The 26,118-nt window shown below is 37.4% G+C and carries 26 protein-coding genes and 1 riboswitch; of the genes, 8 read left to right on the top strand and 18 right to left on the bottom strand.

What is annotated here, in order from left to right:
* The first annotated feature begins 96 nt into the window (after positions 1-96).
* Positions 97-993, top strand: a complete 897-nt coding sequence (locus tag FHR28_RS08925; RefSeq protein WP_166782400.1) for a LysR family transcriptional regulator — start codon at positions 97-99, stop codon at positions 991-993.
* Positions 994-1,017: 24 nt separating this feature from the next.
* Here the strand turns inward: FHR28_RS08925 and FHR28_RS08920 are convergent, their stop codons facing one another.
* Both FHR28_RS08920 and FHR28_RS08915 read right to left on the bottom strand, forming a co-directional pair.
* On the bottom strand, positions 1,018-1,338 hold the full coding sequence (locus FHR28_RS08920; RefSeq protein WP_004719963.1) for a pyrimidine/purine nucleoside phosphorylase: 321 nt from the start codon (positions 1,336-1,338) through the stop codon (positions 1,018-1,020).
* Positions 1,339-1,473: 135 nt separating this feature from the next.
* Positions 1,474-3,195, bottom strand: coding sequence for a glutamine--tRNA ligase/YqeY domain fusion protein (locus FHR28_RS08915; RefSeq protein ID WP_004719961.1), 1,722 nt, complete (start codon positions 3,193-3,195; stop codon positions 1,474-1,476).
* A 168-nt stretch (positions 3,196-3,363) separates the two neighbouring features.
* On the opposite strand from FHR28_RS08915, the gene FHR28_RS08910 reads away from it, so the two are divergent.
* From FHR28_RS08910 to nfsB, 3 genes are all read left to right on the top strand, one after another.
* A complete protein-coding gene (locus FHR28_RS08910) occupies positions 3,364-3,873 on the top strand; it encodes a peptidylprolyl isomerase (RefSeq protein ID WP_004821835.1) in 510 nt (169 codons plus the stop codon).
* 92 nt (positions 3,874-3,965) lie between these two features.
* Positions 3,966-4,709 carry a UDP-2,3-diacylglucosamine diphosphatase gene (locus tag FHR28_RS08905; protein WP_166782399.1) on the top strand — a complete coding sequence of 248 codons (744 nt, stop codon included), beginning with the start codon at positions 3,966-3,968 and terminating at the stop codon, positions 4,707-4,709.
* A 102-nt stretch (positions 4,710-4,811) separates the two neighbouring features.
* A complete protein-coding gene (gene nfsB, locus FHR28_RS08900; protein WP_004719955.1) occupies positions 4,812-5,465 on the top strand; it encodes an oxygen-insensitive NAD(P)H nitroreductase in 654 nt (217 codons plus the stop codon).
* Between the two features lie 80 nt (positions 5,466-5,545).
* Here the strand turns inward: nfsB and FHR28_RS21885 are convergent, their stop codons facing one another.
* The 12 genes from FHR28_RS21885 to FHR28_RS08845 all read right to left on the bottom strand — a co-directional run bounded on the left by FHR28_RS21885 (position 5,546) and on the right by FHR28_RS08845 (position 17,294).
* Positions 5,546-5,863 (bottom strand): hypothetical protein, encoded by a 318-nt coding sequence (locus tag FHR28_RS21885; protein ID WP_228722043.1) that lies wholly within the window; start codon positions 5,861-5,863, stop codon positions 5,546-5,548.
* Between the two features lie 108 nt (positions 5,864-5,971).
* Positions 5,972-6,154: a hypothetical protein gene (locus FHR28_RS21880; protein WP_228722042.1), complete on the bottom strand. Its 183-nt coding sequence runs from the start codon at positions 6,152-6,154 to the stop codon at positions 5,972-5,974.
* A gap of 82 nt (positions 6,155-6,236) precedes the next feature.
* On the bottom strand, positions 6,237-7,481 hold the full coding sequence (locus FHR28_RS08890; RefSeq protein WP_056511511.1) for a D-amino acid dehydrogenase: 1,245 nt from the start codon (positions 7,479-7,481) through the stop codon (positions 6,237-6,239).
* A 173-nt stretch (positions 7,482-7,654) separates the two neighbouring features.
* Positions 7,655-7,743, bottom strand: a riboswitch (glycine riboswitch).
* 59 nt (positions 7,744-7,802) lie between these two features.
* Positions 7,803-8,444, bottom strand: coding sequence for an ankyrin repeat domain-containing protein (locus FHR28_RS08885; RefSeq protein ID WP_228722041.1), 642 nt, complete (start codon positions 8,442-8,444; stop codon positions 7,803-7,805).
* 14 nt (positions 8,445-8,458) lie between these two features.
* Entirely contained in the window at positions 8,459-9,121 is a 663-nt protein-coding gene (locus tag FHR28_RS08880) for an Imm19 family immunity protein (protein ID WP_166782398.1), read from the bottom strand.
* Between the two features lie 18 nt (positions 9,122-9,139).
* The gene (locus FHR28_RS08875; RefSeq protein ID WP_151957670.1) at positions 9,140-10,408 is read right to left on the bottom strand and encodes a D-amino acid dehydrogenase; all 1,269 of its coding nucleotides are present in this window, start codon (positions 10,406-10,408) and stop codon (positions 9,140-9,142) included.
* A 312-nt stretch (positions 10,409-10,720) separates the two neighbouring features.
* Positions 10,721-11,857, bottom strand: coding sequence for a rod shape-determining protein RodA (gene rodA / locus FHR28_RS08870; RefSeq protein ID WP_166782397.1), 1,137 nt, complete (start codon positions 11,855-11,857; stop codon positions 10,721-10,723).
* A 101-nt stretch (positions 11,858-11,958) separates the two neighbouring features.
* Entirely contained in the window at positions 11,959-12,678 is a 720-nt protein-coding gene (ispD, locus tag FHR28_RS08865; RefSeq protein ID WP_004719934.1) for a 2-C-methyl-D-erythritol 4-phosphate cytidylyltransferase, read from the bottom strand.
* Positions 12,641-13,027 carry a cell division protein FtsB gene (gene ftsB, locus FHR28_RS08860; protein ID WP_004719933.1) on the bottom strand — a complete coding sequence of 129 codons (387 nt, stop codon included), beginning with the start codon at positions 13,025-13,027 and terminating at the stop codon, positions 12,641-12,643. Before ftsB ends, ispD begins: the two co-directional genes overlap by 38 nt.
* A 403-nt stretch (positions 13,028-13,430) precedes the next feature.
* Positions 13,431-14,720, bottom strand: coding sequence for a phosphopyruvate hydratase (eno, locus tag FHR28_RS08855; RefSeq protein ID WP_154130065.1), 1,290 nt, complete (start codon positions 14,718-14,720; stop codon positions 13,431-13,433).
* 45 nt (positions 14,721-14,765) lie between these two features.
* Positions 14,766-15,623, bottom strand: a complete 858-nt coding sequence (gene kdsA / locus FHR28_RS08850) for a 3-deoxy-8-phosphooctulonate synthase (RefSeq protein ID WP_004719923.1) — start codon at positions 15,621-15,623, stop codon at positions 14,766-14,768.
* Positions 15,624-15,653: 30 nt separating this feature from the next.
* Positions 15,654-17,294 carry a CTP synthase gene (locus FHR28_RS08845; RefSeq protein WP_004719920.1) on the bottom strand — a complete coding sequence of 547 codons (1,641 nt, stop codon included), beginning with the start codon at positions 17,292-17,294 and terminating at the stop codon, positions 15,654-15,656.
* Between the two features lie 229 nt (positions 17,295-17,523).
* Between FHR28_RS08845 and FHR28_RS08840 the strand changes: the two genes are divergently transcribed.
* Complete coding sequence (locus FHR28_RS08840) at positions 17,524-17,988, top strand: internalin (protein WP_166782396.1); 465 nt, start codon at positions 17,524-17,526, stop codon at positions 17,986-17,988.
* Between the two features lie 144 nt (positions 17,989-18,132).
* Here the strand turns inward: FHR28_RS08840 and FHR28_RS08835 are convergent, their stop codons facing one another.
* Positions 18,133-19,551, bottom strand: coding sequence for an aspartate ammonia-lyase (locus FHR28_RS08835; protein ID WP_056511534.1), 1,419 nt, complete (start codon positions 19,549-19,551; stop codon positions 18,133-18,135).
* 145 nt (positions 19,552-19,696) lie between these two features.
* Between FHR28_RS08835 and FHR28_RS08830 the strand changes: the two genes are divergently transcribed.
* On the top strand, positions 19,697-20,572 hold the full coding sequence (locus FHR28_RS08830; RefSeq protein ID WP_166782395.1) for a LysR substrate-binding domain-containing protein: 876 nt from the start codon (positions 19,697-19,699) through the stop codon (positions 20,570-20,572).
* 157 nt (positions 20,573-20,729) lie between these two features.
* On the opposite strand, the gene FHR28_RS08825 is transcribed toward FHR28_RS08830, so the two are convergent.
* The 3 genes from FHR28_RS08825 to FHR28_RS08815 form a co-directional block, all read right to left on the bottom strand.
* Positions 20,730-21,812 carry a YheT family hydrolase gene (locus FHR28_RS08825; RefSeq protein ID WP_166782394.1) on the bottom strand — a complete coding sequence of 361 codons (1,083 nt, stop codon included), beginning with the start codon at positions 21,810-21,812 and terminating at the stop codon, positions 20,730-20,732.
* A gap of 90 nt (positions 21,813-21,902) precedes the next feature.
* Positions 21,903-22,313, bottom strand: a complete 411-nt coding sequence (locus FHR28_RS08820; protein ID WP_004821860.1) for a nuclear transport factor 2 family protein — start codon at positions 22,311-22,313, stop codon at positions 21,903-21,905.
* Between the two features lie 138 nt (positions 22,314-22,451).
* Positions 22,452-24,476, bottom strand: coding sequence for an NADPH-dependent 2,4-dienoyl-CoA reductase (locus tag FHR28_RS08815; RefSeq protein WP_004719904.1), 2,025 nt, complete (start codon positions 24,474-24,476; stop codon positions 22,452-22,454).
* Positions 24,477-24,644: 168 nt separating this feature from the next.
* Here FHR28_RS08815 and FHR28_RS08810 point away from each other — a divergent pair, with 168 nt between their 5' ends.
* Positions 24,645-25,196 carry a PadR family transcriptional regulator gene (locus FHR28_RS08810; protein ID WP_004719902.1) on the top strand — a complete coding sequence of 184 codons (552 nt, stop codon included), beginning with the start codon at positions 24,645-24,647 and terminating at the stop codon, positions 25,194-25,196.
* Between the two features lie 8 nt (positions 25,197-25,204).
* Positions 25,205-26,116, top strand: a complete 912-nt coding sequence (locus tag FHR28_RS08805) for an alpha/beta fold hydrolase (RefSeq protein WP_034615279.1) — start codon at positions 25,205-25,207, stop codon at positions 26,114-26,116.
* Positions 26,117-26,118: the final 2 nt, after the last annotated feature.

Genomic DNA, 26,118 nt, shown 5'->3' with positions numbered 1-26,118 from the left:
ACCTTGATTGAATAATGTGTCTCATCACAAAATAACAACTTGGTATTATTTTAAAAATCAGGATAATGAGGAATTACTTTTTTGATTTTATGGAAAATGAATACACAAGACTTCCAATTCTTCTTACGTGTCGCAGATTTAGGTTCAATCAGCCAAGCGGCAAAAGAAGCTAATATTGCAGTTTCAGTTGCAAGTCAAAGGATTCAACGGCTTGAGAATCAGCTCAGTCTTAAACTCTTTTATCGTACGACACGGAAACTAAGTCTGACCGAAGAAGCCAAAATATTGATTGAACAAGGACGACCACTTCTCGATAGTTTCCAGACATTAACCGAAAATTTAAAGCTTCAAGATCAAAAACTTTCAGGAAGCATCAATATCACCGCTTCCGCAACCTTTGGAACACAGATACTGGTTCAGGTTATTGCTGAGTTTTTAAAACAACACCCTGAATTATTAATCAATTTAGATTTAAATGACCAAAATGTAGATCTTATTACCAAAGGTATGGATCTTGCGATTCGCATTGGCAAACTACAAGATTCTTCTTTCATCGCAAAACCATTATCTATCAATAAACGCTTACTTTGTGCTGCACCTGAATATCTCGCTAAATTTGGTATCCCCAAACGTTTAGAAGATTTACAACAACATCGTTGTATCGTGCAGCGTCATCAACAAGGCATCAGCAATACATGGAACTTTCTGGATCACAGTAACCCAAATAGAAGATTAGATATCCAGGTAAATGGCTATTTTATTACCAACTCAGGCGAAGGGATTCGTCAGGCATCTTTGGCAGGGCTCGGCATATCCAATCACTCGCTTTGGCATGTCAAAAACGATTTAGATTCAGGAGAACTGGTTCATGTGCTTCCTGATTTTAGGGTAGAACCCACTGCTATTTATGCTGTTATTCCAGATAAAAAATTAATCTCTGATAAAGTAAAAGTTTTTATTGAGTATTTACAGGATTACTTTAAAGAATTCTAATGATGATTTGGCTAACGTTATCCGTTATTCCAGATGACAAACATAATCTACAACTTCGCTGGATTGCAGACTAAAACGGCTATTTGCAGGAACAGTAAAAGACTCTCCAGAACTGTAAACTTCCATTTCTTCTTGATCTGCTATCCGAACCAAGCATTTTCCAGAGACAATCTCAATGCGCTCAGTCACATGAGTTTCAAAAGTTAAAGGTTTCTCTGTGGGTAAAATTACCCCCAATGTTTTCTTCGAACCATCTTTGCATTCGATAAGATAACTGATTGATCGCCCTTTATAATGAATATTAGGTTTAATATGGACCGTAACAAAATCAAATTGGGAAGACATATATTTGTCCTGATTATTATTTGTGCATTTACTATATCGCTTTTCTATAGTATTCCTCAATCAATTTTAAACAGTATAAAAAAACCTAGCCGAAGCTAGGTCTAAAATCATGATTTTATTCAGGGTTGAATAAAATTATTTACCCGGTTTAAAGCTATCTTTCAAATCTAAGACACGGTTAAACACAGGTTTATCTGCTGTATGATCATATTGATCCGCAACAAAATAACCCTCACGCTCAAACTGGAAACGATCTTCTGGTTGCGCTTGAGCCAAAGCAGGCTCGATCACCGCTTGAAGTACCGTTAAAGACTCTGGATTTAAATTTGCCAAGAAATCATCATCTGCATCTGGTGCAGCTTCGGTGAATAAACGATCGTAAACACGAACCTCAGCAGGAATCCCTTTCGACGCAGAAACCCAATGTACAACGCCTTTCACTTTACGACCTTCTGGGTTTTTACCTAAAGTTTCAGGATCAATTGAACATTTCAACTCGATCACTTCGCCATTGGCATCTTTAATCACTTCATCACACTTGATCACATAAGCATGGCGTAAACGTACTTCACCCTCAGGAACTAAACGTTTAAAACCTTTTGGTGGAACTTCTTCAAAGTCTTTACGATCAATAAAGATTTCAGAGGTTAAAGGAATAATACGATCGCCCATATCTACATTTGGATGACGTGCATGGCTTAAATCCAAATCTGCTGGCAAGTTGGTCAAAGTCACTTTCAATGGATTTAAAACAGCCATACCACGTGCTGCTGTATTTTCAAGAGATTGACGAATACAGAACTCAAGCATAGCCACATCAACGATACCATCTGTTTTAGACACGCCTACACGCTTACAGAACTCACGTAACCCTTCAGGGGTAAAACCACGACGACGCATGCCCACCACAGTTGGCATCCGTGGATCATCCCAGCCATGAACATAGTTACCTTCTACCAATTTACGTAATTTACGTTTAGAGGTAATCGTATAATCTATATTTAAACGGCTAGATTCATACTGACGTGGAACTGATTGTGAATGTACTTTCTCAACCACCCAATCATAAAATGGGCGATGGTCTTGAAACTCTAAGGTACATAATGAATGGGTAATCCCTTCAATCGCATCTGACAATGGATGAGCATAGTCATACATTGGGTACATTTTCCATTTATCACCAGTTTGGTGATGTTCTGAATGAAGTACACGATATAGAATTGGATCACGCATATGTACATTTGGTGAGGTCATATCAATTTTGGCACGTAATACTGCTTCACCCTCAGCCAATTCACCATTGTTCATTTTTTCAAAACGAGCAAGATTTTCTTCAATAGATGCATCACGATAAGGTGAGTTTTTACCTGGCTCGACAAAATTACCACGGTTAATTCTAATTTCTTCTGGGCTTTGTAGATCTACATAAGCATCGCCTTGTTTGATCAACTGAACTGCCCAAGTATGTAATTGGTCAAAATAGCTTGATGCATAGCGAGGTTCGCCATTCCACTCAAAACCTAACCATTTTACGTCATTGGCAATACCATCAACATATTCTTGTTCTTCAGCATCTGGGTTGGTGTCATCAAAACGCAAGTTACACAAACCATCGTATTCTTGAGCGATGCCAAAATTTAAGCAGATAGCCTTTACATGACCAATATGTAGATAACCATTTGGCTCAGGTGGAAAACGTGTAACAACTTTTTGTGTACGGCCCGCTGCCAAATCCTCTGTAATGACTTGGCGTACAAAATCTAAGCCCGCTTGTTGTTCTTGCTGCGCATTATCGACAGGGCTTGGACTATTTGTCGGGGTTTTCGGCAGTTCTGAAACAACATCATTTGGCTTCATAGTTGATAAATCACTTCTAAAAGTTAAAATTGAATATAGAAAATGTGATTTTATCCTTTTTTAACAAAAGAATTTCACATTTTTACTTGCTATGTAGTTTACAGTTTGCTTATGCTTCTCTCAACCAAAAACCCATGACATTTTTAGTCATGATTAGGAGATTATAGAATGAGTTTTCCTCAAGTCGAATTAAACACCAACAAAGGACGCATTGTTCTTGAACTTAACTCTGAAAAAGCACCAAAAACTGTTGCTAACTTTTTAGAATATGTTCGTGATGGTTTTTATGATGGCGTAATCTTCCATCGTGTTATTGATGGTTTCATGATCCAAGGCGGTGGCATGGATGAAAACTTCAAAGAAAAAACCACACGTGATTCAATTGAAAATGAAGCGGACAATGGTTTAAGCAATGACGAAGGTACGATTGCAATGGCACGTACTCAAGCACCTCACTCTGCTTCTGCACAATTCTTTATCAACGTAAAAAACAACTCTTTCCTTAACCATACAGGTAAAACTGCTCAAGGTTGGGGTTATGCAGTATTTGGTAAAGTGACTGAAGGCTTAGACATCGTTGAAGCAATCAAAGGTGTTCGCACGGGTAACCGTGGTTATCATGCTGATGTTCCTTTAGAAAACATTGTGATTGAATCTGCAAAAATTATCTCTGAATAATTTATAAATCCTCCCGAAGCTGACTTTTAAATAAAGGAATACTGCTCCCTTTACAAAGCAAGCTTGGGAGGAGTTATTAAATAGGAAAATAAGTGACCTATCTGTTTATCGCTGATTTACATTTGTCACCAGAACACCCTCGACTGGTTCGAGGGTTTTTTGATTTATTAGAACACTATAAATATCAAAACACGCAACTGTTTATTCTCGGTGACTGGTTTAATGCTTGGATTGGCGATGATTATACTGCGCCTTGGTTAGATGAAATTATTGAGCATCTAAAACAATTTTCATTGCAAGCTGGTAATCAAATTTATTTTCAAGTGGGTAATCGTGATTTTGCTTTAGGGCAGACATTTTTAAATCAGTTTAATGGTAAATTACTTCCTGAATTTTATACATTTAACATTGGTGATAAAAAATTTCGTCTTGAACATGGCGATGCTTTATGTACCGATGATATCTCTTATCAACGATTTAAAAAAATTATTCGCAATCCAATTGTATTGGGACTTTTAAAAAGTACCCCACTTGGTTTTAGACAAAAACTTGCCAATGGTTTTCGTAAAAAAAGCCGTGAGTCTCAACAAAATAAATCCTATGAAATTATGGACGTTAACCAACAAGCTGTTGAAAAAGCATTTAATAATGTCGATCTGTTGGTTCATGGTCATACCCATCGCCCTGAAATTCATGATGTAAATGGTAAAGCTAGAATTGTTTTAGGAGATTGGCGTGAAAAAACATCTGAAGCAATGATTTTAGAAGTGGATGAAAATGCGGATTGGAAATTTATTAGATGGACAATTTCAGATAAAAATCACTTTACCGATTGATTAAAAATCATGATTCTTCACCTTTATTTACGTTTTGAAGATTCACATTTCGCGATTTTAGCATACAATATATCGAAAATTTACGATATATGAGATCGCCTTATGGATGTATTAAATGTAGCAAAAACACGTTACACCACAAAAGCTTATGATTCTTCTAAAAAGATTCCTCAAGCACAATTTGCACGTTTACTTGAAATCCTGCGTTTAACCCCATCGTCAATCAATATCCAGCCTTGGCATTTTTTTATTGCTGACAATGATGCAGCTAAACAACGTATTGCTAAAGCCTTAGTCGGAAAATATAGCTACAACGCACCAAAGGTTTTAGATTCATCACATACGATTTTATTCTGTACCAAAGCAGATATTACAGAACAGCACCTGAGTAATTTACTTCAGCAGGATGATCTCAGTGGCCGCTTTAAAGATGACAAGGCTAAGCAAGGTCAAAAAGACAGTCGTACAGGCTATGTCTCTTATTATCGCAATGAAAAAGGTGATATTCAGCGCTGGGCGGAAAATCAAACCTTTATCGCACTGGGTCAAATGCTATTAGCTGCAGGTATTGAAGGTATCGATGCAACGCCAATCGGTGGTTTTGACGAAGATATTCTGACTGAAGAATTAGGCTTAATTGAAAAGAATTTGGTCCCGTCTGTGATTATGACACTCGGTTATCGTAGTGATACTGACTTTAATGCAAAATTGCCCAAGTCTCGTTTGACCCAAGAAGAAGTCTTTACTCGTCTATAACGTTTAAAGTGCTTGCTTCCACTCAATAAGTGCTGTGGGGCACATCACGTCCCTCAGCATTGAATCATAAGCATATTTTGTTAAGAGAAATCACTTTCACAGGCATCCATAAATTCATTGATTAATGCACTTGGATTGGCTCTTTTGGTCCACGAAATGGGTTCTTCATAATATTCAAGCTCATGAATAATGACTGGAAGATTTTTCCCAAATGTATCTTGAAGAATATTTTCAGAAAATAATTGCTGAACCATTTTGATTATTTGTGTAATAAACAATTGAGCAAACTGCTCGCCTTTTTCTAAAAGTTCATTAAATAGTGCATCATCTTCTTGTTCAGCATATTCCATCTGTTTTTGAGAATGATAAAATGGTGTTTGCTCAAACCATTGTGCCAAAAGCTGATCATTCTCTCCACCAATATCCCAAGACGGTTCTTGTAACCAATAGGCATAATTCCATTTCGCTTCAGCTTGACTCGAAGCTTCAGAAATTTGCGACTCAAACTATTCAATGGTATTAAAGTTCAGCTCAACTTTGGGAAAACAAGGTTCATCATCATCACAATAATAGTACAAGGCCAAGGCGTACACATCATGATAATTTTGTGCAATATATTGAATCGATTCAACTAACTTTACATAGCTCGTTTCATGCCAGTGCTTTTGCGTTGTTGATTCTATATTCATAACACACCTAATTATTTTTACCAGCACTCTGGTGAATATGGACATTCACCAGAGTGCAAATACCAAAGTATTGCCTATATGATTAAATAGGATGCGAGCTTGCAATTTCCTGACTAATCATCACAGCTGTTGCAGCAGACAACGTCCAGCCTAAATGTCCATGCCCTGTATTATAAAATACCCGTTCACGTTTTCCACGTTTTACCACAGGCATCATATTCGGCATCATCGGACGTAATCCCGCCCACGGGATACAATGCTCGGTTGAAATATCGAAATTCTTATTAACCCAATCTGTTAAAGGTTGGATACGATCTGAGCGGATATCTCGATTATAGCCATTAAATTCAGCAGTTCCAGCAATACGTAAACGATTAGCACCTAATCGTGACGTGACGATTTTTGCACTTTCATCGAGCAAGCTGACCCAAGGTGCGCCATTGATACTTTTTTCATCATCCAATTGTACGGTGATTGAATAGCCTTTTACAGGATAAACATTCACACGATCGCCCAGTTGATTGGCCAATTGGTAACTGCCAACACCGCCACAAATCACCACGGCATCTGCACTGAGTTGTTCGATTGCTACTGAGCTGCCTTCCATGTTTTCAACACTTGAGTGGTATTTAATATTCACCCCGTTGGCTGTGTGCTCTACATCAACAACTTCCATACCAAATAAATATTTTACCCCATATTTTTCAGTGGCTTTGGCAAGTCCAGTAGTAAATTTATGGATATCACCAGTTGCATCACCTGGGCAATAAAAACCACCATAGTATTCACCCATTAAACTCGGTTCGATGGATTTAATTTCTTCATTGGTCACTGCATGGCGTTCTAGACCACCTTTACATAGCAATTCATTTACACTAGTTGCAACTTTATAATCATATTCCGAATGATAGAAATGCAAGATACCTCGTTTTTCTAAGTCAAAATCAATGCCTTCTTGTTCAGCAATATTAAATAGCCTTTGACGTGCTAAAAGTGCCATTTTCACTGTATTTTGAGTATTTTCTTCATAGTGTTTGATGTTGCCAAGAAATTCGACCAGCCATGCATACTTGTGCAAATCAAAAGACGGATTGAGCAATAATGGTGCATTTTTTTTTGCCATCCATTTGATGCCTTTTAACACGGTGGATTTTTGATTCCACACTTCAGCATTACACGCAGACAATTGTCCACCATTGGCAAATGATGTTTCCATAGCAGGAAATAAATGTTTATCAATAACAGTAACTTGATAACCTAATTGAGCAAGTTCATAGGCAGAGGTAACACCTGTAATACCAGAACCTATAATGACGACATGACACATACGCACACTCCGTTGAAATGCAATATTTTTTTATTACATTGTCAATGTATGCCCCATCTGTCATGTGTACCTGAGAGCTTCGATAAAAACCTAAACTATTTAGGCCTTACCATCCCCTTCGGTGAGTCATTTCTTTTTTGTTTTCAATAGAATGACTTCTCTCCAGAGGTTTTACAATGATTACAGTCCTTTTGCCTGAGAGTTTCCGGGGTCGTTGCTCCTTCGGCGAGTCCGCAAGAGACTTCTCTCCTGCAATCATCTTTCCTTGTATTAGCAATTAATATGCCATGAATTTGTTCGAATACAAGTAAAATTGTTTAATTATTCTCTAATTTTTAAATCAAGTTCTTCAAATAGGTTTGGAAATAACTTGATCACCGATTCTCGCGTTGTTGTTGCTTGATTCAAATCAGCGCCATACTTTATCAATATTTGAAAAAGCTGTCGGACATCTTCCAAAGTTGCAACTGACAATTGATGCTGATCAAACCGTCTATTTTCAACATCTAAACAAGCTCTATGCAGCACTGTATTACCTTTACTGTCTTGAGAATTTACATCAGCACCTTTTTCAATCATTATTTCTAATAACATAAGTACAGCATCAAAATTTTCTTTCTTCCCACGAATTTCCATTTGACTTTTTTTAATTTTATCCCACGGATCAATTGGATACTCAAAGCGAGCCAATGCCACAATTGCCATCACAGCATCATGTAATACAGGCATATTCCAAGTATTAACTTCCGATTGATCCATATAATTAACATCTGCGCCATGTTCAATAAAAAATCTCACAGCCCATATGTTGAAGGTTTTAAATGCAACTTGTAATGGAGATAAACCATCATCTTTCTTCGGAGGTGCTTTAGCAACACAATTGACCAATTCAGGCTTTTTCTCAATCAGTCGTTGAATATTTTCAATTTCCCTATTTCTAATGGCTGTAAACAACGCTTTCATTGTTATTTTCCTATTTAATCATGCTTTAAAATAAGATTAATGGTTTTTATATGTTCCAAATCATCAGGATATAACTCAACATTGCGCATACTATGATTTTGTCGATTAGATATCCCGATTTGTTCATCCTGATAAAATTCTTGATTCATCCTTAACCCATTCACGATACAATTTGCAATGTAATCTTGTTGTCCTTGAAATGACGGAATGTTATTTAATCTTTTTGATATTTGAATTCTAACGTCTAAAGTCTGTTGAGGTTCAACACCCAGCATTGCTAACAATAGTAAGAAATGCTGATCATTCAATTGAAAACTCAAAAGCTCTTCTAGCGTAAAAAACCATGCTTCAAAGTGCCCACCCAGATTGCCTATATATAGATCATTGAGATAATAATTGATCTGCTCTTGAGCAAACTGGATATCTACCCGAATATCCGCACTAATTGAAAATTGATAATTTCGAATGCTATTATTTTCACTGGGTAGAAATGATTGATACCACGTGGCTAATTCTTTGTTATATGGGTCTAAGCCAACAGCTTCCTGAATCGCCTCATCTAAATTCAGCTCTTTTTCTTCATCAAAACCACGAAATAAAAGCAGAAACCAATGCCAAAAATGCACATTGGAAAATGAAATTTCCTGTTCTGCGACTTGTTGGTGATTTTGATTCATATCGCCTTAACAATCGTCTTAGTGATTCACTGAGTCATATCGGAACACATTCAAATCATCATATTCAATTTGTGGTGTGGTTCCAGAAATAATATCGGATAATAATTTTGCTGAACCACATGACATAGTCCAACCTAAAGTTCCATGCCCTGTATTGGTATATAGATTTTGATACCTTGTTTTACCAACAATCGGTGTGCCATCTGGCGTGGCTGGTCTTAGACCCGTCCAGAAATGTGCATCTGATATGTCACTTGCGTTTGGAAATAGTTGTTGTAAAACCATAAGCAAAGTGTCTTCACGGCTAGATTTTAAAGAGCGATCAAAACCATTAATTTCAGCCATACCCCCTACACGAATTCGATCATCAAAACGGGTTAAGGCAATTTTATAAGACTCATCTAAGATTGTAGAAACAGGTGATAGTGCAGGATCAACAATTTTGGTGGTAATTGAATATCCTTTTAATGGGTATACAGGTGCATCTATCTCCAATTGTTTGAGCATCTCATGACTATAACTGCCCAACGCCATGACATAAGCATCTCCCTTGATTTTGCTACCATCTTTCAAGTGAATCGCGGTAATCCGTTCAGGATCTTTTTCTATTGATTCAATTACCGTATTAAATAAAAAATTGACCCCTTGTTTGGCTGCAAGTTCTGCCAACTCTGTTGTGAATTTTTGGCAATCACCTGTCTGGTCATTGGGTAAACGCAAACCACCAACAAAATCGACTGTAGCATGGGCTAAAGCAGGTTCAGCCTTGATAACCCCAGCTTTATCCAGCAACTCAAAGGGTACACCTTCATGTTTTAAAACTTCGGTATCTTTGCCTGCCACATCCAATTGATGTTGTTTACGAAAAAGTTGTAATGTACCTAGTTGACGTTCATCAAAATGAATCTTGGTCTCTGCACGTAACTCATCCAGACAGTCACGGCTATATTCAGAAATCCGCACCATTCGCTCTTTATTGATTTGATAGCGATTGATATTACATTCAGCCAACATGCGGACCATCCACTGATACTGATGCATATCGCCTGTTAGCTTAATCGCCAGTGGTGAATGTGGTTGAAACATCCATTTAAACGCTTTTAGTGGAATACCTGGTGCAGCCCAAGGTGATGCATAACCTGGAGAAATCTGCCCTGCATTGGCAAAACTGGTTTCTAAAGCCACATTGGGTTGTCGATCAATCACAGTGACTTCATGACCTGCTTGTTTTAGATAGTAGGCGGATGTTGTACCAATAACACCTGCCCCCATGATGATGATATGCATACTGAACCGAACCTTATACGAATTAATCGTCTTATAATAAAAATGATGTAGTTAGAGAAATAATTTATATGACTATTTTAATTTAGCACTTAGAACAGATTTAGCAATACCGATTTGATGTTGAAATGTCAGCTTTAATTCAACTTTAAATAGATAAATAATTCACAATATCACATGATTTTTAAACCATCAGAAAGCTATATAAGCGATTTAATTTTAAGAAAAATATTTTTTATTTATGTTTGATACTATCCTTCTCTTAAAAAAGAGAAGGAGTAGCTTTAGTTTAAAAAATTTTAAATTGCGAAGATTTTATTTATGCGTATGGATAGACATGACGATACCAAAACTCGCCAATAACGCAATCACGGCTGATCCACCATAACTCATCAGCGGTAATGGATCACCAGTCACAGGTAAAATCCCACTAACCATACCAGAGTTTACAAATACATAGAAAAACAAGGATAAACCAATCGTACCTGCCAATAAACGACCATAGTTATGGAAGCTGCTTAAGCTAATCATCATACATCTAAAAATCATTGCAGTATAAAGTGCAAATAAGAAGAACACCCCAATAAAACCAAATTCTTCTGCATAAGTCGACATAATAAAATCAGTATGATGTTCAGGTAAATAGCCCAACTGAGACTGTGTTCCTTCTAAGAATCCACGCCCTGTCATTCCGCCTGAACCAATCGCAATTTTAGATTGGATAATGTTCCATCCTGCCCCAAGTGCATCTGACTCAGGATCAAATAAGGTCATAATCCTTTTCTTTTGATAAGCTTGTAATACAAAAGTCCAAATTAAAGGGAAAGCCAATGCCAATGCTGCTAAAGTCCCAAGAATTAAAGTCCACGACATACCACTTAAAAACAGAGCAAACACACCACCAATCACGATACCAATCGCCAAGTCTGGCTGTAATAATGCCAGTACGAAAGGCACAATCATGATGATCAATGCAATTACAATGTGTTTAAACTTAGGCGGCAACGGGTTACGTGCAAAATACCATGCCATCATCAATGGCATGGCAAACTTCATAAATTCACTGGGTTGCATACTGCCAATCCCTGGAATGGTCAGCCAGCGCTTTGCCCCTAATCGAACATCACCGACCAATAAAACCAGAATCAACAACAAAATTGCGAACAAATAAAACCAAGGGCTAATCGCTTGATATACTTTTGGTGGGATTTGTGCACAAATAAAAAGCAAAACAAAACCAACACCGAAACTCACGGCTTGTCGAATGACCATAGACATATCTTCAGAAGATGCGCTATAGACCATCAATAAACCCAAAATCGCATTGATAATTAAAAAGCCCAATAACCAAGGATCAAGGTGTAGTTTGTCCCACCTTGAAACTTTTTGATTAATACTTAAACCATCTCTGACTGATTGACGTAAAAACTTATACTGTGGCGATGGTGTCATGAATACAAATCTTAAACCTAGTTTAATCTGGTCAAATTATAGAGATAAATAGCGGTTGAGAAAATCAATCAATGCATAATTATTTTTTATTTTCATTGTTTTTACTGCTGTGATTGCAAAATTAACTTGGCTAACTCCAAATCGTCTGGATAGGTAATTTTAATATTATCAGAACGCCCCATGACCACTTTGACAGGTTCATTGATATATTCCAATGCACTCGCCTCGTCTGTAATGACAATATTATTCGCTAAAGCTGCTTCGATTGCAGTTTTAAGCTTTGAAAAGGTAGAAATTTGTGGTGTCTGTGCTTGCCACAATTGATCACGACTGACTGTTTTATTGATATCCTGCTGATTTTCAACGCACTTCAAAGTATCTCTTACAGGAATTGCAAGAATTGCACTGCTGTTCAGGTTTATTGCGGTATCGACTAAGTTTTCAAGACATTGCTGTGTCACACAAGGACGCGCAGCATCATGTACAAAAACCAAATCATCGGCTTGCGCAAATTGTTCTAAATAACGCAACGCATTTAAAACCGAATCAACACGTTCTGCACCCCCCAAACAAAAATGGCTCAAATGTTTATTTTTTAATGGCAATGTTTGCGCATAGTGGTCTTGCTCACCAACAGCGAGTACATAACCCGCAAGCGGTAAATCGTTTAGACGCGCTATGGTATGCGCTAACACTGTTTGATTTTGGATGACTTGGTATTGTTTAAGTTCGGTTTTTGAAAAACGACGACCTGAGCCAGCCGCAGGAACAATTGCCCAAATTTTACGGTTGTTCTGGCGCAGGTTCGTTGTCATCTTCATTGGTTCTTAAATCTACACTTGGATCGGTATAAATAGGTTTGTAATGGGTACTAATGGTACTCATCTGTACAAAAGTTTCATGTGGCTTAACTAGACCGAGGTCTAAACGTGCATGTTCTTCTATGGCTTCAGCACCATTTTTTAGATCATACACTTCGGCAGCAAGAATTCGGTTGCGTTCTTTTAACTCAGCATTGACTTCAGCTTGCTGTTCAATTTGCTGTAGTAAAGCTTGATGAGGGAAATGACCACCCTCACCGAACCAAAAGCGATATTGTAATACCACAACGATTAAAATCGCGAGTACTGCAATCACTTTACTTGAAGTTGTTTTAAAGACTTCTAACATGGATTTGCGTCTTGAGTAACAGCATTAAATTAAGATGCTAATATACATCAAATATTTTGTATGAAGAACACTAAACTATGCGAAAACTGCAAAACTAGAACAAAATAACTTTTCTTTCTTTATAAAAAATAAGTGGGTGATCAATAATCAACTTTGTAATTAAAAAACTAAAAATTATCTTTATGCTAAAAACTCACATATCGCGATATTATTTATTATAAATTTTCTTTTTCAATAAACTAAGTTAATTAAATTCTTACCTTAAATTTTATTATCAATCAATTACATGATATTAAATTTCAATTAAAACAGACTATTCATGATTATTTTTTAGCGTATAAAAAAGCCATTCCCTATATCAAATAAAAGAATGGCTTTTTTTAATTTAAATCAATAAAAGATATTAATTTAAACCTTTAAACTCAGCTTTACCGCGATAAGCAGCATGAGTCAATTCTTCAATACGAAGCAATTGGTTATATTTTGCAACACGGTCAGAACGGCAAAGTGAACCAGTCTTGATTTGACCTGCTGCTGTACCCACTGCAAGATCCGCAATTGTAGAATCTTCAGTTTCACCTGAACGGTGTGAAATCACAGTGCTATAACCATTCGCTTTAGCAAGATAGATTGCATCTAAAGTTTCAGACAAAGTACCGATTTGGTTGTATTTGATTAAGATAGAGTTACCTACTTTCTCATCAATACCACGTTGTAAAATCTTAGGGTTTGTAACGAACAAATCGTCACCGACCAATTGGATTTTATCACCAAGGATAGAAGTCAAGTAGCTCCAACCTTCCCAGTCAGACTCATCCAAACCATCTTCAATTGAGATAATTGGATATTGTTTAGCAAGACCAGCAAGATAGTCAGCAAATTGATTGCTTGTGAATGCTTTGTTGCCTTCACCCGCAAGAATATATTGACCATTTTTGTAGAATTCTGAAGATGCACAATCAAGCGCAAGCATAATATCAGAACCTGCTTTATAACCAGTTGTTTCAATTGCAGAAAGAATAACAGTAATTGCTTCTTCATTTGAACGTAAGTTAGGTGCAAAACCACCTTCATCACCAACTGCAGTATTTAAACCTTGTTTTTTCAATACAGATTTTAAAGCATGGAAAATTTCAGCACCAGCACGTAAAGATTCAGCAAAAGATGTGAAACCTACAGGCTCAATCATGAATTCTTGAATATCAACAGTGTTATCCGCATGTGCGCCACCGTTCAAGATGTTCATCATTGGAACAGGCATAGACAAAGTTGTTTGACCACGAAGATCTGCAATGTATTGGAACAATTCAGTTTTCTTCTCAACAGCAGCCGCGCGTGCAGCCGCTAAAGATACAGCCAATGTTGCGTTTGCACCTAATTTTTCTTTGTTTTCAGTGCCATCAAGCGCAATCATTTTGTCATCAAGCGCTTTTTGTTCAAATACGTTTTGACCTTTTAATAAGTCTTTAATTTGACCATTTACGTTTTGAACTGCAGTGCGAACACCTTTACCCAAGTAACGTGATTGATCACCGTCACGAAGTTCTAAAGCTTCACGAGAACCAGTTGAAGCACCAGATGGTGCACATGCACGGCCAACAACGCCAGAGTCTAGGATTACGTCTGCTTCGATGGTTGGGTTACCACGAGAGTCCAAAATTTCACGTGCACGAATGTCAACGATTTGGCTCATGAATAATTCCTCAGTTGATTAAAAATAAGATGCTTTCTAAGCGCATCAATGTGTATCTAACTTTTTGAAACCTTTAACTAAGGTATCCAATTCTTTTAACTGCGCTAAAAACGGCTCAAGCTGTGACATACGTAATGCACAAGGACCATCACATTTTGCATTTTCAGGGTCTGGATGACTTTCTAAAAATAAACCTGCAAGCCCTGTTGCCATACCCGCACGTGCTAAGGTCGTGATTTGCGCACGACGACCACCTGCTGAATCAGCACGACCGCCCGGTGTTTGCAATGCATGTGTGACATCAAAAAATACCGGCACATTCATTTCTTTCATGATGTCGAAACCCAGCATATCAACAACTAAGTTGTTATAGCCAAATGACGTACCACGTTCACACAAAATGAGCTTGTTATTACCCGCTTCTAAACATTTGTTTAGAATATGGCTCATTTCACGAGGAGAAAGGAATTGTGCTTTTTTGATGTTGATAATGGCTTGAGTTTTCGCCATTGCTTCAACCAAATCAGTCTGACGACTGAGAAATGCAGGAAGCTGGATAATGTCAGCAACTTCAGCGACAGCTGCAGCTTGGTGAGGTTCATGTACATCGGTAATAATCGGAACATTAAAATGCTTTTTAATGTCGCCTAACCATTCGATGCCTTTTTCCAAACCAGGGCCACGGAACGAATGTAAGCTTGAACGATTGGCTTTATCGAAACTGGCTTTAAAGACATACGGTATCTCTAAACGAGTACAGATATCGACATACGTTTCTGCAATTTCAAAAGCCAAGTCTTTCGACTCAAGTACGTTCATGCCGCCGAATAATACAAATGGCAAGTGATTTGCCATTTGTATATCGCCTAAACGTACAATTTCTTGTGGTTTTAATTGTGACATTTAAACTTCCTAGTTTAAGTTCTTACATACTTACTTGCTGTTTTGGTGCTGCTTTTTAGCGGCATCGATAAAACTCGCAAATAATGGATGTCCATCACGTGGTGAACTTGTAAATTCCGGGTGGAATTGTACAGCAATAAACCAAGGATGTTCAGGAATTTCTACAGTTTCAACAAGATGTTGCGCTGTAGAATAACCCGAAATTTTCATACCTGCCTGTTCAATTGCAGGAATAAAACGATCATTCATTTCATAACGGTGACGATGACGTTCAGTAATTTCAGCTTTGCCGTAAACTTCACGTGTTTTAGTGCCTTCAACCAATTCTGATTTTTGTGCACCTAAACGCATTGTGCCACCAAGGTTTGACTCAGTACTACGATGCTGGATTTCACCACGTTCATCTAACCATTCAGTAATTAAACCAATCAATGGGAATTTTGTTGAACGATTAAACTCTGTAGAAGTCGCTTCTGGCATAGCAGCAACATGACGAGCAAATTCAATCACGGCCAATTGCATACCTAAACAAATACCCAAGAAAGGTACTTTGTTTTCACGGGCATATTGAATTGCCTGCATTTTGCCTTCAGTACCACGTTCACCAAAACCGCCAGGAACCAAGATTGCATCGATACCTTTTAATACTTCTGCAGGATTTTGGCTTTCAAGCTCTTCAGCATTGATATAGTCAATTTGAACTTTGACACGATTTTGAATACCCGCATGTAAAAGTGCTTCATTGACAGACTTATATGCATCTGGCAATTCAACATATTTACCGACCATCGCCACACGAACTGTGTACTCTGGATTCAATAATGCTTCAACCACATGATCCCAATCCGAAAGATCGGCTTCAGGTAAGCTGTCATAACCAAAACGTTCACAGATTAAATCATCAACGTTTTGTTCATAGAATGTACGTGGGATTTGATAAATTGAACGTGCATCTTTACACACCACAACAGCACGCGCTTCAACGTTTGTAAAGAGTGCAATTTTACGGGTGGTATCTGCGTCAACATCATGTTCAGTACGACAAATCAGAATGTCTGGTTGAATACCAATCGACAATAATTCTTTAACAGAATGTTGAGTTGGTTTGGTTTTAAGTTCAGCAGCAGACTTGATATAAGGTAATAAAGTCAAATGCATTAACATGGTACGTTTATGACCAAGCTCAACCATCAACTGACGTACAGATTCCATGAATGGGAGAGATTCAATGTCACCTACTGTGCCACCGATTTCCACAATGGCAACGTCATAACCTTCGCCTGCGCGAAGAACACGTTCTTTAATATTATCCGTAATATGTGGAATAACTTGTACTGTACCGCCGAGATAATCACCACGACGTTCTTTATTTAAAACGTCTTGATAAACACGACCTGATGTAAAGTTATTTAATTTGGTCATTTTGGCACGACGTAAGAAACGCTCGTAATAACCCAAATCTAAGTCAGTTTCAGCACCATCTTCTGTGACAAATACTTCACCGTGCTGGAATGGGCTCATAGTCCCAGGATCGACATTAATGTATGGATCCATTTTGACCATGGTTACTTTTAAACCACGGGCTTCTAAAAGTGCAGCAACTGAAGCAGCTGAAATACCTTTACCTAGTGATGATACAACACCACCAGTTACGAATATAAAATGGGTCATTAAGTTTCTCGTACAATGGAGCCTAAATTGGCCTACAATGTTGTGCGATTTTACTTTACCTTGTACCAAGAAAGCAAAGTCAATTCACATCAATTCATAGAACAATAAACAATTGGCTATTCTATCAGCATTTCCAATAAAAAATTAGCACTTGATAAGGTGATTTTTAAATATCATTTTGCTGTTATACTAAGTAACATCTCTTTAATACGTTTTGTTTTGAGTCATTATGAATAAGAAATTTTTAATTTGTGGTGCAATTGCGACAGCGCTTTTGGTATCTGCTTGTGTAAAAAAAGAAGAGCCTAAAGAAGCTGAGCCAGAGAAAGTTGAAACTGCTCAACCTGCGACTTCTGAACCGACACAGTTTGAAAGCTTACCAAGTGTTGAGCAGAATAATGCACAACAAGTCGAAATTCCGGCACATGTAGAAGTTGAACGCACAGAAACAGCAAATACAACCACTGAAATTCGCCGTGAACCAACGCATGAAGCCCATGCAACTATGCCAAGTGCACAAGCGGAAAATAAACCTGCTGCGACTGAGGCGAAGCCTGCAAAAGCAGAGTCAGTAAAAACTGAAACTGCACAAACCAAAACACCAGCACCAAAAGCAAGCTCTGGTTCAGCACAATCTGAAGATGATGCTGTTGCCGCTGCTATCGCTGCTGCTACACCAGCTTTGAAAAACTAAGATTTTGCATCGCTAAAAAAAGGGAAATTAAAATTTCCCTTTTTTTATAACTCCGTATAAGTATTCAGTTGCATATGCCATATGAAACTTAATTTCTTATGACAAGTCATGAATGAGTTTAATTGTACCTGTAGCTTTTAAAAACTAAGCCGCATGCTGCTTTGGCTGAACCATATTATGAACAGCAAGTACATCTGCTAAAATTTCATCTGAAAGTAATCCCTCAGCTTTGATCAAAGCCAAAACACTCTGCCCAGATTCATTTGCCATCTTTGCAATTCGTGTGGTGGTTTCATAGCCTAAATATGGGTTTAGCACGGTAATGATACCAATTGAGTTGTCCACTAAATGCTGACAATGCGCTGCATTGGCACGGATATTTTGAATGCATTTTTCATTCAGCATTTGCATCGCTTTGCCTAATAACTCAATAGATTCAAATAGTTTAAGCGCAATTAATGGTTCAAACGCATTTAATTGTAGTTGACCACCTTCTGCAGCCAAAGTAATTGCTAAATCATTTGCAATAATTTGATAGCACGCCAAATTCATCGCTTCAGGAATTACTGGATTTACTTTTCCTGGCATGATTGAACTACCAGGCTGACGTGGTTCCAATTGTATCTCACCTATACCAGTACGCGGCCCACTCGATAACAAACGTAAATCATTAGAGATTTTAGACAACTTTGTTGCAGTACGTTTGAGTAAACTTGATAAAAGTACAAAGTCACCCATATCTGTAGTAGCTTCAATCAAATCAGGCGAGCTTGAAATGTTTTTACCGGTGATTTCTGATAAAGCTTGAATCGCATTTAAGCGATACTCAACCTCGGTATTAATCCCCGTACCGATTGCAGTCCCACCTAAATTAATCACACTAAGTGAATCGGGCATAATATGATTTAACTTTTGCAAATCATTTTGTAAGGTATGCGCAAAAGCACTAAATTCTTGCCCTAATGTCATCGGTACCGCATCTTGTAACTGAGTACGTCCCATTTTCAAGATATCAGAGAACTCTTCAGCTTTGCGACCTAGGCTTTCAATTAGTTTTTGAAACGGAACATTGAGATGATCCAATGCAAATAATAGACCTATTTTTATTGCACTTGGATATACATCATTGGTCGATTGAGACATATTTACATCATTATTAGGATGTAGATATTGATATTCGCCTTTTGCATGACCAAGAAACTCTAATCCAATGTTTGCAATAACTTCATTTGCATTCATATTTGTAGAAGTTCCTGCCCCCCCCTGAATCATATCAATAGGGAATTGATTATGGTATGAACCATTTATTAATTGCTGACATGAATGCTGAATCGCTTTATATTTATTTTCTTCAATTTTATTTAATTTAAAATTAGCCTCTACACAAGCAGACTTCACCATAGCAAGCGCTTGAATAAAAATAGGAAAATGACTTAATTTATGCGCACTTAGGTTAAAGTTCTCAACCGCTCTTAATGTTTGTACACCGTAATAGCAATGAAATGGGACTTCTTTCATTCCCAATAAATCTTTCTCAGTTCTCGTTTTAATTTCAATGTTCATTTGCAATGTAACTCTACGAAGATAATCAATTCATCTTAGGTGAAACAATCTAAACTTGACCAATGTAAAAAAATATATCTGTATGCATTTTTTGCATATCACTTGTTATACTTTGCTTGAGTTAAATATTTATTGGTGATTGAACATGACGCTTGAAATTCGGTGGATAGAGGATCTTCTTGCATTAGACCAAGAGAAATCCATTTCTAAAGCTGCAGCTATACGTCATGTCACTCAATCGGCCTTTACACGTAGAATACAAAATATTGAAGAGTCGTTGGGGTTTCAAATTTTAAAGCGTTATAGTAAAAATATTGATTTTACAGATGCTGGTCAAGTCTTGCTCTCAACAGCAAAAAACATTCAGAACCAAATGGATACAACAATAAAGTATTTAGAAAAAAATATTAAGGATAATGAACTCTCAATTAAATTTGCAGTATCACACTCTCTCATCACGCAGTTTTTCCCCAAATTTATTCAAAAACTATACTCAGACTATAATGATCTAAAGTTGGAAATTATTGCTGCAAATCTGCAACAAGGCATACATTTATTAAAAGAAGGTTCTTGTGATTTTCTCATTTGTTATTGTGATCAACTCACTTTACAACAATTGGATCTCACACTTTTTACTTATCATAAAATTGTAAATATGCAAATTGTGCCAGTTACAGCAAGCAAAAATGGATTACCTAAATACCAACTTAATCAAACCTTCCCCCTTTTGGCCTATAGTAAACAAGCCTATCTGAGAAAATGTGTAGATAAAATTATAGAAAGTAAACTCAATTACCGAACGTTATATGAAACAGATAATGCCAGTGACTTAAAAGCCTTGGCTTTACAGGGTTTAGGTGTAGCCTGGCTACCTCGCTTACTGATTGAAGAAGAAATAAATGAAAATAAATTAAAAATACTTGATGGTTATAGTTTTTTTCAAGATATTTATATCGTTCGTAGCAATATTATTTACTCACAAAAGATAAATTTTGTTTGGAATTATTTAGCGCTTAAATAGGTCTTTATTTTAAAAATTTATTTTTAATATTTACCTTGACCTAACAACTGAGAATCAATCCCCCTAGTTGAGCAATTAAAACTGACAGATCTAATGATAATAGTTTGATCTGTCAGTTTTTTTAACTTAAATAAATATTTATTGATACTGCGTATCATCATGAATACTGTCTTAAAAAATCAGCCATTAAACGCGAAGCCCAAGATTTGGTATTGAGTCCTTCATAAAAACCACAATGACTGCCCTTTTTGGTTGTCACCACCACAACATTATCCATATTTTGAATGGTTTCTTTAAACGGTTCTAAATTCTTGATTGAACATACAGGATCATCTTCTGAGTTTAGAATCATTAATGGAATTTTAACATTTTCAAATACATAAATTGGATTGGTGGCTTTTGAATAGCTTTCATAATCTGAAAATCCAGCCATTTCAAAATATTCAGTCTGAAACTCTTGTAGGGTTTTCGTCTGTAAAACATTTTGTACAGAATGTAATGGTGTCCAGATTTGTTCATAAGGCTTAATAAATGCCTTAAACAATTTTTTGGTCATGACTTTGGTGTAGAAAGGATGGACATTTTGAAATCCAAGCTCAGTATCATAACCAGGGCACATGGCAAAAGCCGCTTTAAAAGGTGTATCTAGGCCTTGTTCGCCAAGATAACGCACAAGTAGGCCTGTACCTGCAGAAGAGCCAACTGCATAAAGATCAGATTGTGGAAATAGGTTTTGAATCGAAGCCAATTGCTCTTTTAAGTCAGAGGTTGAACCAAAAATCGACATTAGTGGAACAGGCATAGGTAAGCCCGCATGCCCACGGCGTAGACATAATGCAATACGCCATCCTGTATATTCATGTAGATCTTTGACCAATTCACGCATACTGTCAGGTGTACCTGTAATCGTATGCATAATCACGATGGTTGGGGTTTCTTGTGGTAAATCGTAGCCATACCAAGCAATTGCCGTGACCCCACCATCTTGCATGGTCAGCTGATCAATTCGATCATAATCAAGCTTAATGGATTTTTTCTTAATTAAATCAAAATATAACAGATGGGCATGGGTATTACTGAGCCATGGTGTAGGACGGTATTTATCCTGTAGTTGAGGCAGTTTCTTGATGATCTCAGACATTTTTCCTTGCTGATTAAAATACAGCTTTGGTAATTCAGCACCTGTCACTTGATCCAATAAATCTTGGCTAATCTCAGTAAACTTATGTAATACAGACATTTTCCACCTCAACTCTTTTATCACTCATCATCATTTTAAAAATTAAGAAATTTTTCACGCTTAATTTTATTTATTGCAGTATATACGTAATTAGGCTTTAGGTATAAAGCTGGCCATACGTTGCCCCATTTGAGCTGCCAATGCTTCCAAACCACTTTTTGGTCGAATCATCACTTCAAAATCAACAATTTGACCTTGTTCATTAAAACGAATCATATCAATCCCTTTTAATTTTTTTTCACCAACATTGGCAGAAAATTCTAAAACTACACTTTGCTCATCTTCTGTAAAAAATTCTCGATGATATGTAAAGTTTTCAAAAATTTGAATCACATTACTTAAAATGAAAAAGACCACTTGCTTACCTTCATAGGGGTTATAAGCCACAGGTGAACGAAAGACCACATCGTCTGCCAGTAATTCATTTAAAAGACTCATGTCTCGACTTTCCAGCATGTTGTGCCATTTTTGAATTGCAGGTTTGGTATTTGTATAGCTCATTTTTATATCCCTTTGATTTGAAATACTTTGAATTTATGTCCATCATTTTTAAAGATCATTCATAAAATCCCTTCTCTCGCAGCATGCTTCGCACTACACATGGCTTAAAGAGAAGGAGTTCAAACAGCGTTAATCCTTTTAAATCACAGCTGCTAATTCAGCACCTTGGCGAATTGCACGCTTCGCATCTAACTCACCCGCTTCTTTCGCACCACCAATCAAATGTACCGATTTTCCATCAGCTTGGAGTTGATCAAACATTGCTGTATAGGGTTCTTGGCCCGCACAAATCACCACATTATCGACATCTAAAATCATGGTTTTTTCGCCAACTGTAATATGTAAGCCCTGATCATCAATCTTGTCGTAACTTGCACCAGGAATCATATTGACATGGCGATGTTTTAAACCAGTACGATGAATCCAACCTGTTGTTTTACCTAAACCAGCGCCAACAGATTTGGCTTTACGTTGCAGTAAATAGATTTCACGAGGAGATTGTTCGATCTCAGGTTGTTTCAAACCACCCACATGTTCATACGATGTATCAATTCCCCATTCATCATAGAATTTTTGTGGATTTAAGCTGCCACTCTCGCCTTCATGGGAAAGATATTCAGCAGTATCAAAACCAATACCGCCTGCACCAATAATTGCTACTTTTTTACCGACAGGTTTACGCTCACGTAAAACCTCGATATATGACAAAACTTTTGGATGATCAATACCTTCAATATTTAAATGACGAGGCGTTACACCTGTAGCAACCACAACATCATCAAAGTCACCTGTCGCTAATTCTTCATAGCTTGCAGTGTGGTTAAGTACCAGTTTGATATTCGGTTGTAATTCAATTTTACGTTTAAAATAACGTAAAGTTTCATAGAACTCTTCTTTGCCAGGAATGGTTTTTGCAATATTAAACTGACCACCAATCTGATTAGATGCTTCAAAGATTGTGACTTTGTGTCCACGATCAGCTGCATATGTTGCAAAACTAAGTCCTGCTGGACCTGCCCCAATCACAGCAATATTTTTAGCTACTGGCGATTCTTTAAAAATAAGTTCAGTTTCATAACATGCACGTGGATTGACCAAACACGTTGCAATTTTCATTGAAAAAATATGATCTAAGCAAGCTTGGTTACAACCGATACAGGTATTGATCTCATCAGCACGACCTTGTTCAGCTTTCAATACAAAATGCGAATCTGCAAGCATTGGGCGCGCCATCGAAATAATATCAGCATCGCCTTGAGCCAAGACATGCTCAGCCATTTCAGGCGTATTGATACGGTTCGAGGTAATTAAAGGAACTTTGACGGAACCTTTTAATTTTTTAGTCACCCAAGTAAATGCGGCACGCGGTACTTTGGTGGCAATGGTTGGAATACGTGCTTCATGCCAGCCAATTCCAGTATTGATAATGGTTGCACCGGCTTTTTCAATTTCTTTCGCAAGTTGAATCACTTCCTCAAGTGTAGAGCCGCCTTCAACCAAATCCAGCATAGATAAACGATAGATAATGATGAAGTTTTCGCCGACTTCCTGACGTGTTCTTCTGACAATTTCAATCGGGAAACGGATACGATTTTCATAGCTCCCACCCCATTCATCATCACGGTGATTGGTACGTGCAGCAATAAACTCATTAATCAGATAACCTTCTGATCCCATGATTTCCACACCATCATAACCTGCGATTTGTGACAATTTTGCACAGTTGGCAAAGTCTGCAATGGTTTGATGAACTTCTGCTGAAGTTAAAGCATGCGGTTTAGTTGGATTGATTGGCGCTTGTATCGCGGATGGTGCAACATTTTCAGGCTGATAAGAGTAACGACCTGTATGTAAAATTTGCAGTGCAATTTTACCGCCAGCATCATGCACAGCTTTGGTAATGACCTTATGTTTTTCTGCTTCTTCTAAATGATCCAGTTTTGAACCACCAAAGAATGTTACCCCATGATCATTGGGCGAGATACCACCCGTCACAATTAAGCCAACGCCACCTGCTGCACGTTCTGCATAAAATGCAGCCATACGTTCATATCCACCTTGAACTTCTTCTAGTCCAACATGCATTGAACCCATCAATACACGGTTTTTTAATGTGGTAAAGCCTAAATCTAAAGGCGCAAGTAAATGCGGATAATTAGACATGTGAACTCCCTTGGCGTGCTCTCGCTAGCTATCAATCTGTTAAATGACACTTCATATCTGTTTAATGCAACAAGTTGCATAGTGTGAGTATTTATAATCGAGATTTGATTTTTATGCAACATGTTGCATAATGACTTTATATTCATTTTGTTGATGTGATATTACACAATGTCATTAGCCCATGTTTTATTGACCAGTCTGATAGAGAAGCCAAGTACAGGTTTTGAATTGGCGCGACGCTTTGACCGATCTATGGGATTCTTCTGGAATGCAACGCATCAACAAATCTACCGTGAACTTAACGGTATGCAAAAGAAAGGCTGGATTTCCACCCTTGAAGATCAGTCTGATCATGGCCGAAAAAAAACCTATCAAGTTGAGCAACTTGGACGGGTCGAACTGGCTGACTGGATGGTCAAACAAGGCCAACCTGCCCAGCTTCGTGAAGAAATTATGGTTCGCTTACGAGCAGAAGCACAATTTGGTGGAAATACTGTTTTACCTGAACTTGAGCGTCATTTAGAATTACATCGTGAAAATTTAAAACTATACCGCCAGATTTTTTCCAAAGATTTTGAACAAATCGAGCAACTGGATCGAACTTTATATATTCACAAAATGATTTTACAATTGGGTATAGACTTAGAAATGGGCTGGATCAATTGGCTCGACCAAGTCATTCCACAGCTTAAAGCGTTTGAGAATAAAGAGAATTCATAGGAAACTGCATGCCACACTATACAATGCCAGATGGTGAAAAATTATTTGTTCGTGAAATTGGTCAGGGTGAACCTGTACTAGTCCTGTCTGGTTTAGGTATGCATAGTTGGCAATGGCTTCCCTTTTTACTGCCTAATATTAAACATTATAAATTTTATATCCCAGATTGGCGCGGATTTGGTGGCTCTAGAACCTGTAAGATCCCTCAAGAAATCGATGCGATTAGCAACCATTGGCGTGATCTTGAAAGCTTAATTGACCAGTTAAATTTAGATCATTTTATTCTTATGGGTTATTCCATGGGAGCAACCACTGCCATGCATGGGATGCAATATGGCAATTTGGCTGAAAAACTCAAAGCTTATCTACACATTGATCAAACCCCTAAAATTCCAACGGATGAAACATGGGAATTTGGTTTATTTGGGAAAAAGTATTTTAAAATTAAAAGATTGCTAAAAGACTTCTCTGATTTTTTACATCAATATTCAAACTATCGTTTTGTTGATGAATTACCGATTGAACCACGAACTGAACTGATTCAAATTTGGTTAAATTTTATTAAAATTCAAGGCAGTAATAAATTAAGCCCATTTATGTTTAATTTGGCGCTTAAACATCCTCAATTACAAAAACATTTATTACCTATCCGTCGAATGGATTATTTAACTTGGTATATCGATAATTATCTCAACCATGATGAAGATTATCGTCAGGCAATTTCACAATTGGAATGTCCGACTACATTCTTTATTGGGGAAAAGTCATCACTCTATCCTGCTGAAGGTCAAATGCAAATTTCTGACAGTTTAGCCAATGCGAAAAATATTATTTTTAAACGTTCAGGGCATACGCCGCTTATTACAGAACCCGTGAAATTTAGCCAAGCAATCCGTTTATTTTTAAAAGAATCCGCTTAATT

This window comes from Acinetobacter sp. BIGb0196, from assembly GCF_011759595.1.
In the GTDB taxonomy this organism is placed as follows: Bacteria; Pseudomonadota; Gammaproteobacteria; order Pseudomonadales; family Moraxellaceae; genus Acinetobacter; species Acinetobacter guillouiae.
The sequence above is the reverse complement of the archived record's forward strand: the minus strand, read 5'-3'. Positions and strand labels throughout refer to the sequence as shown.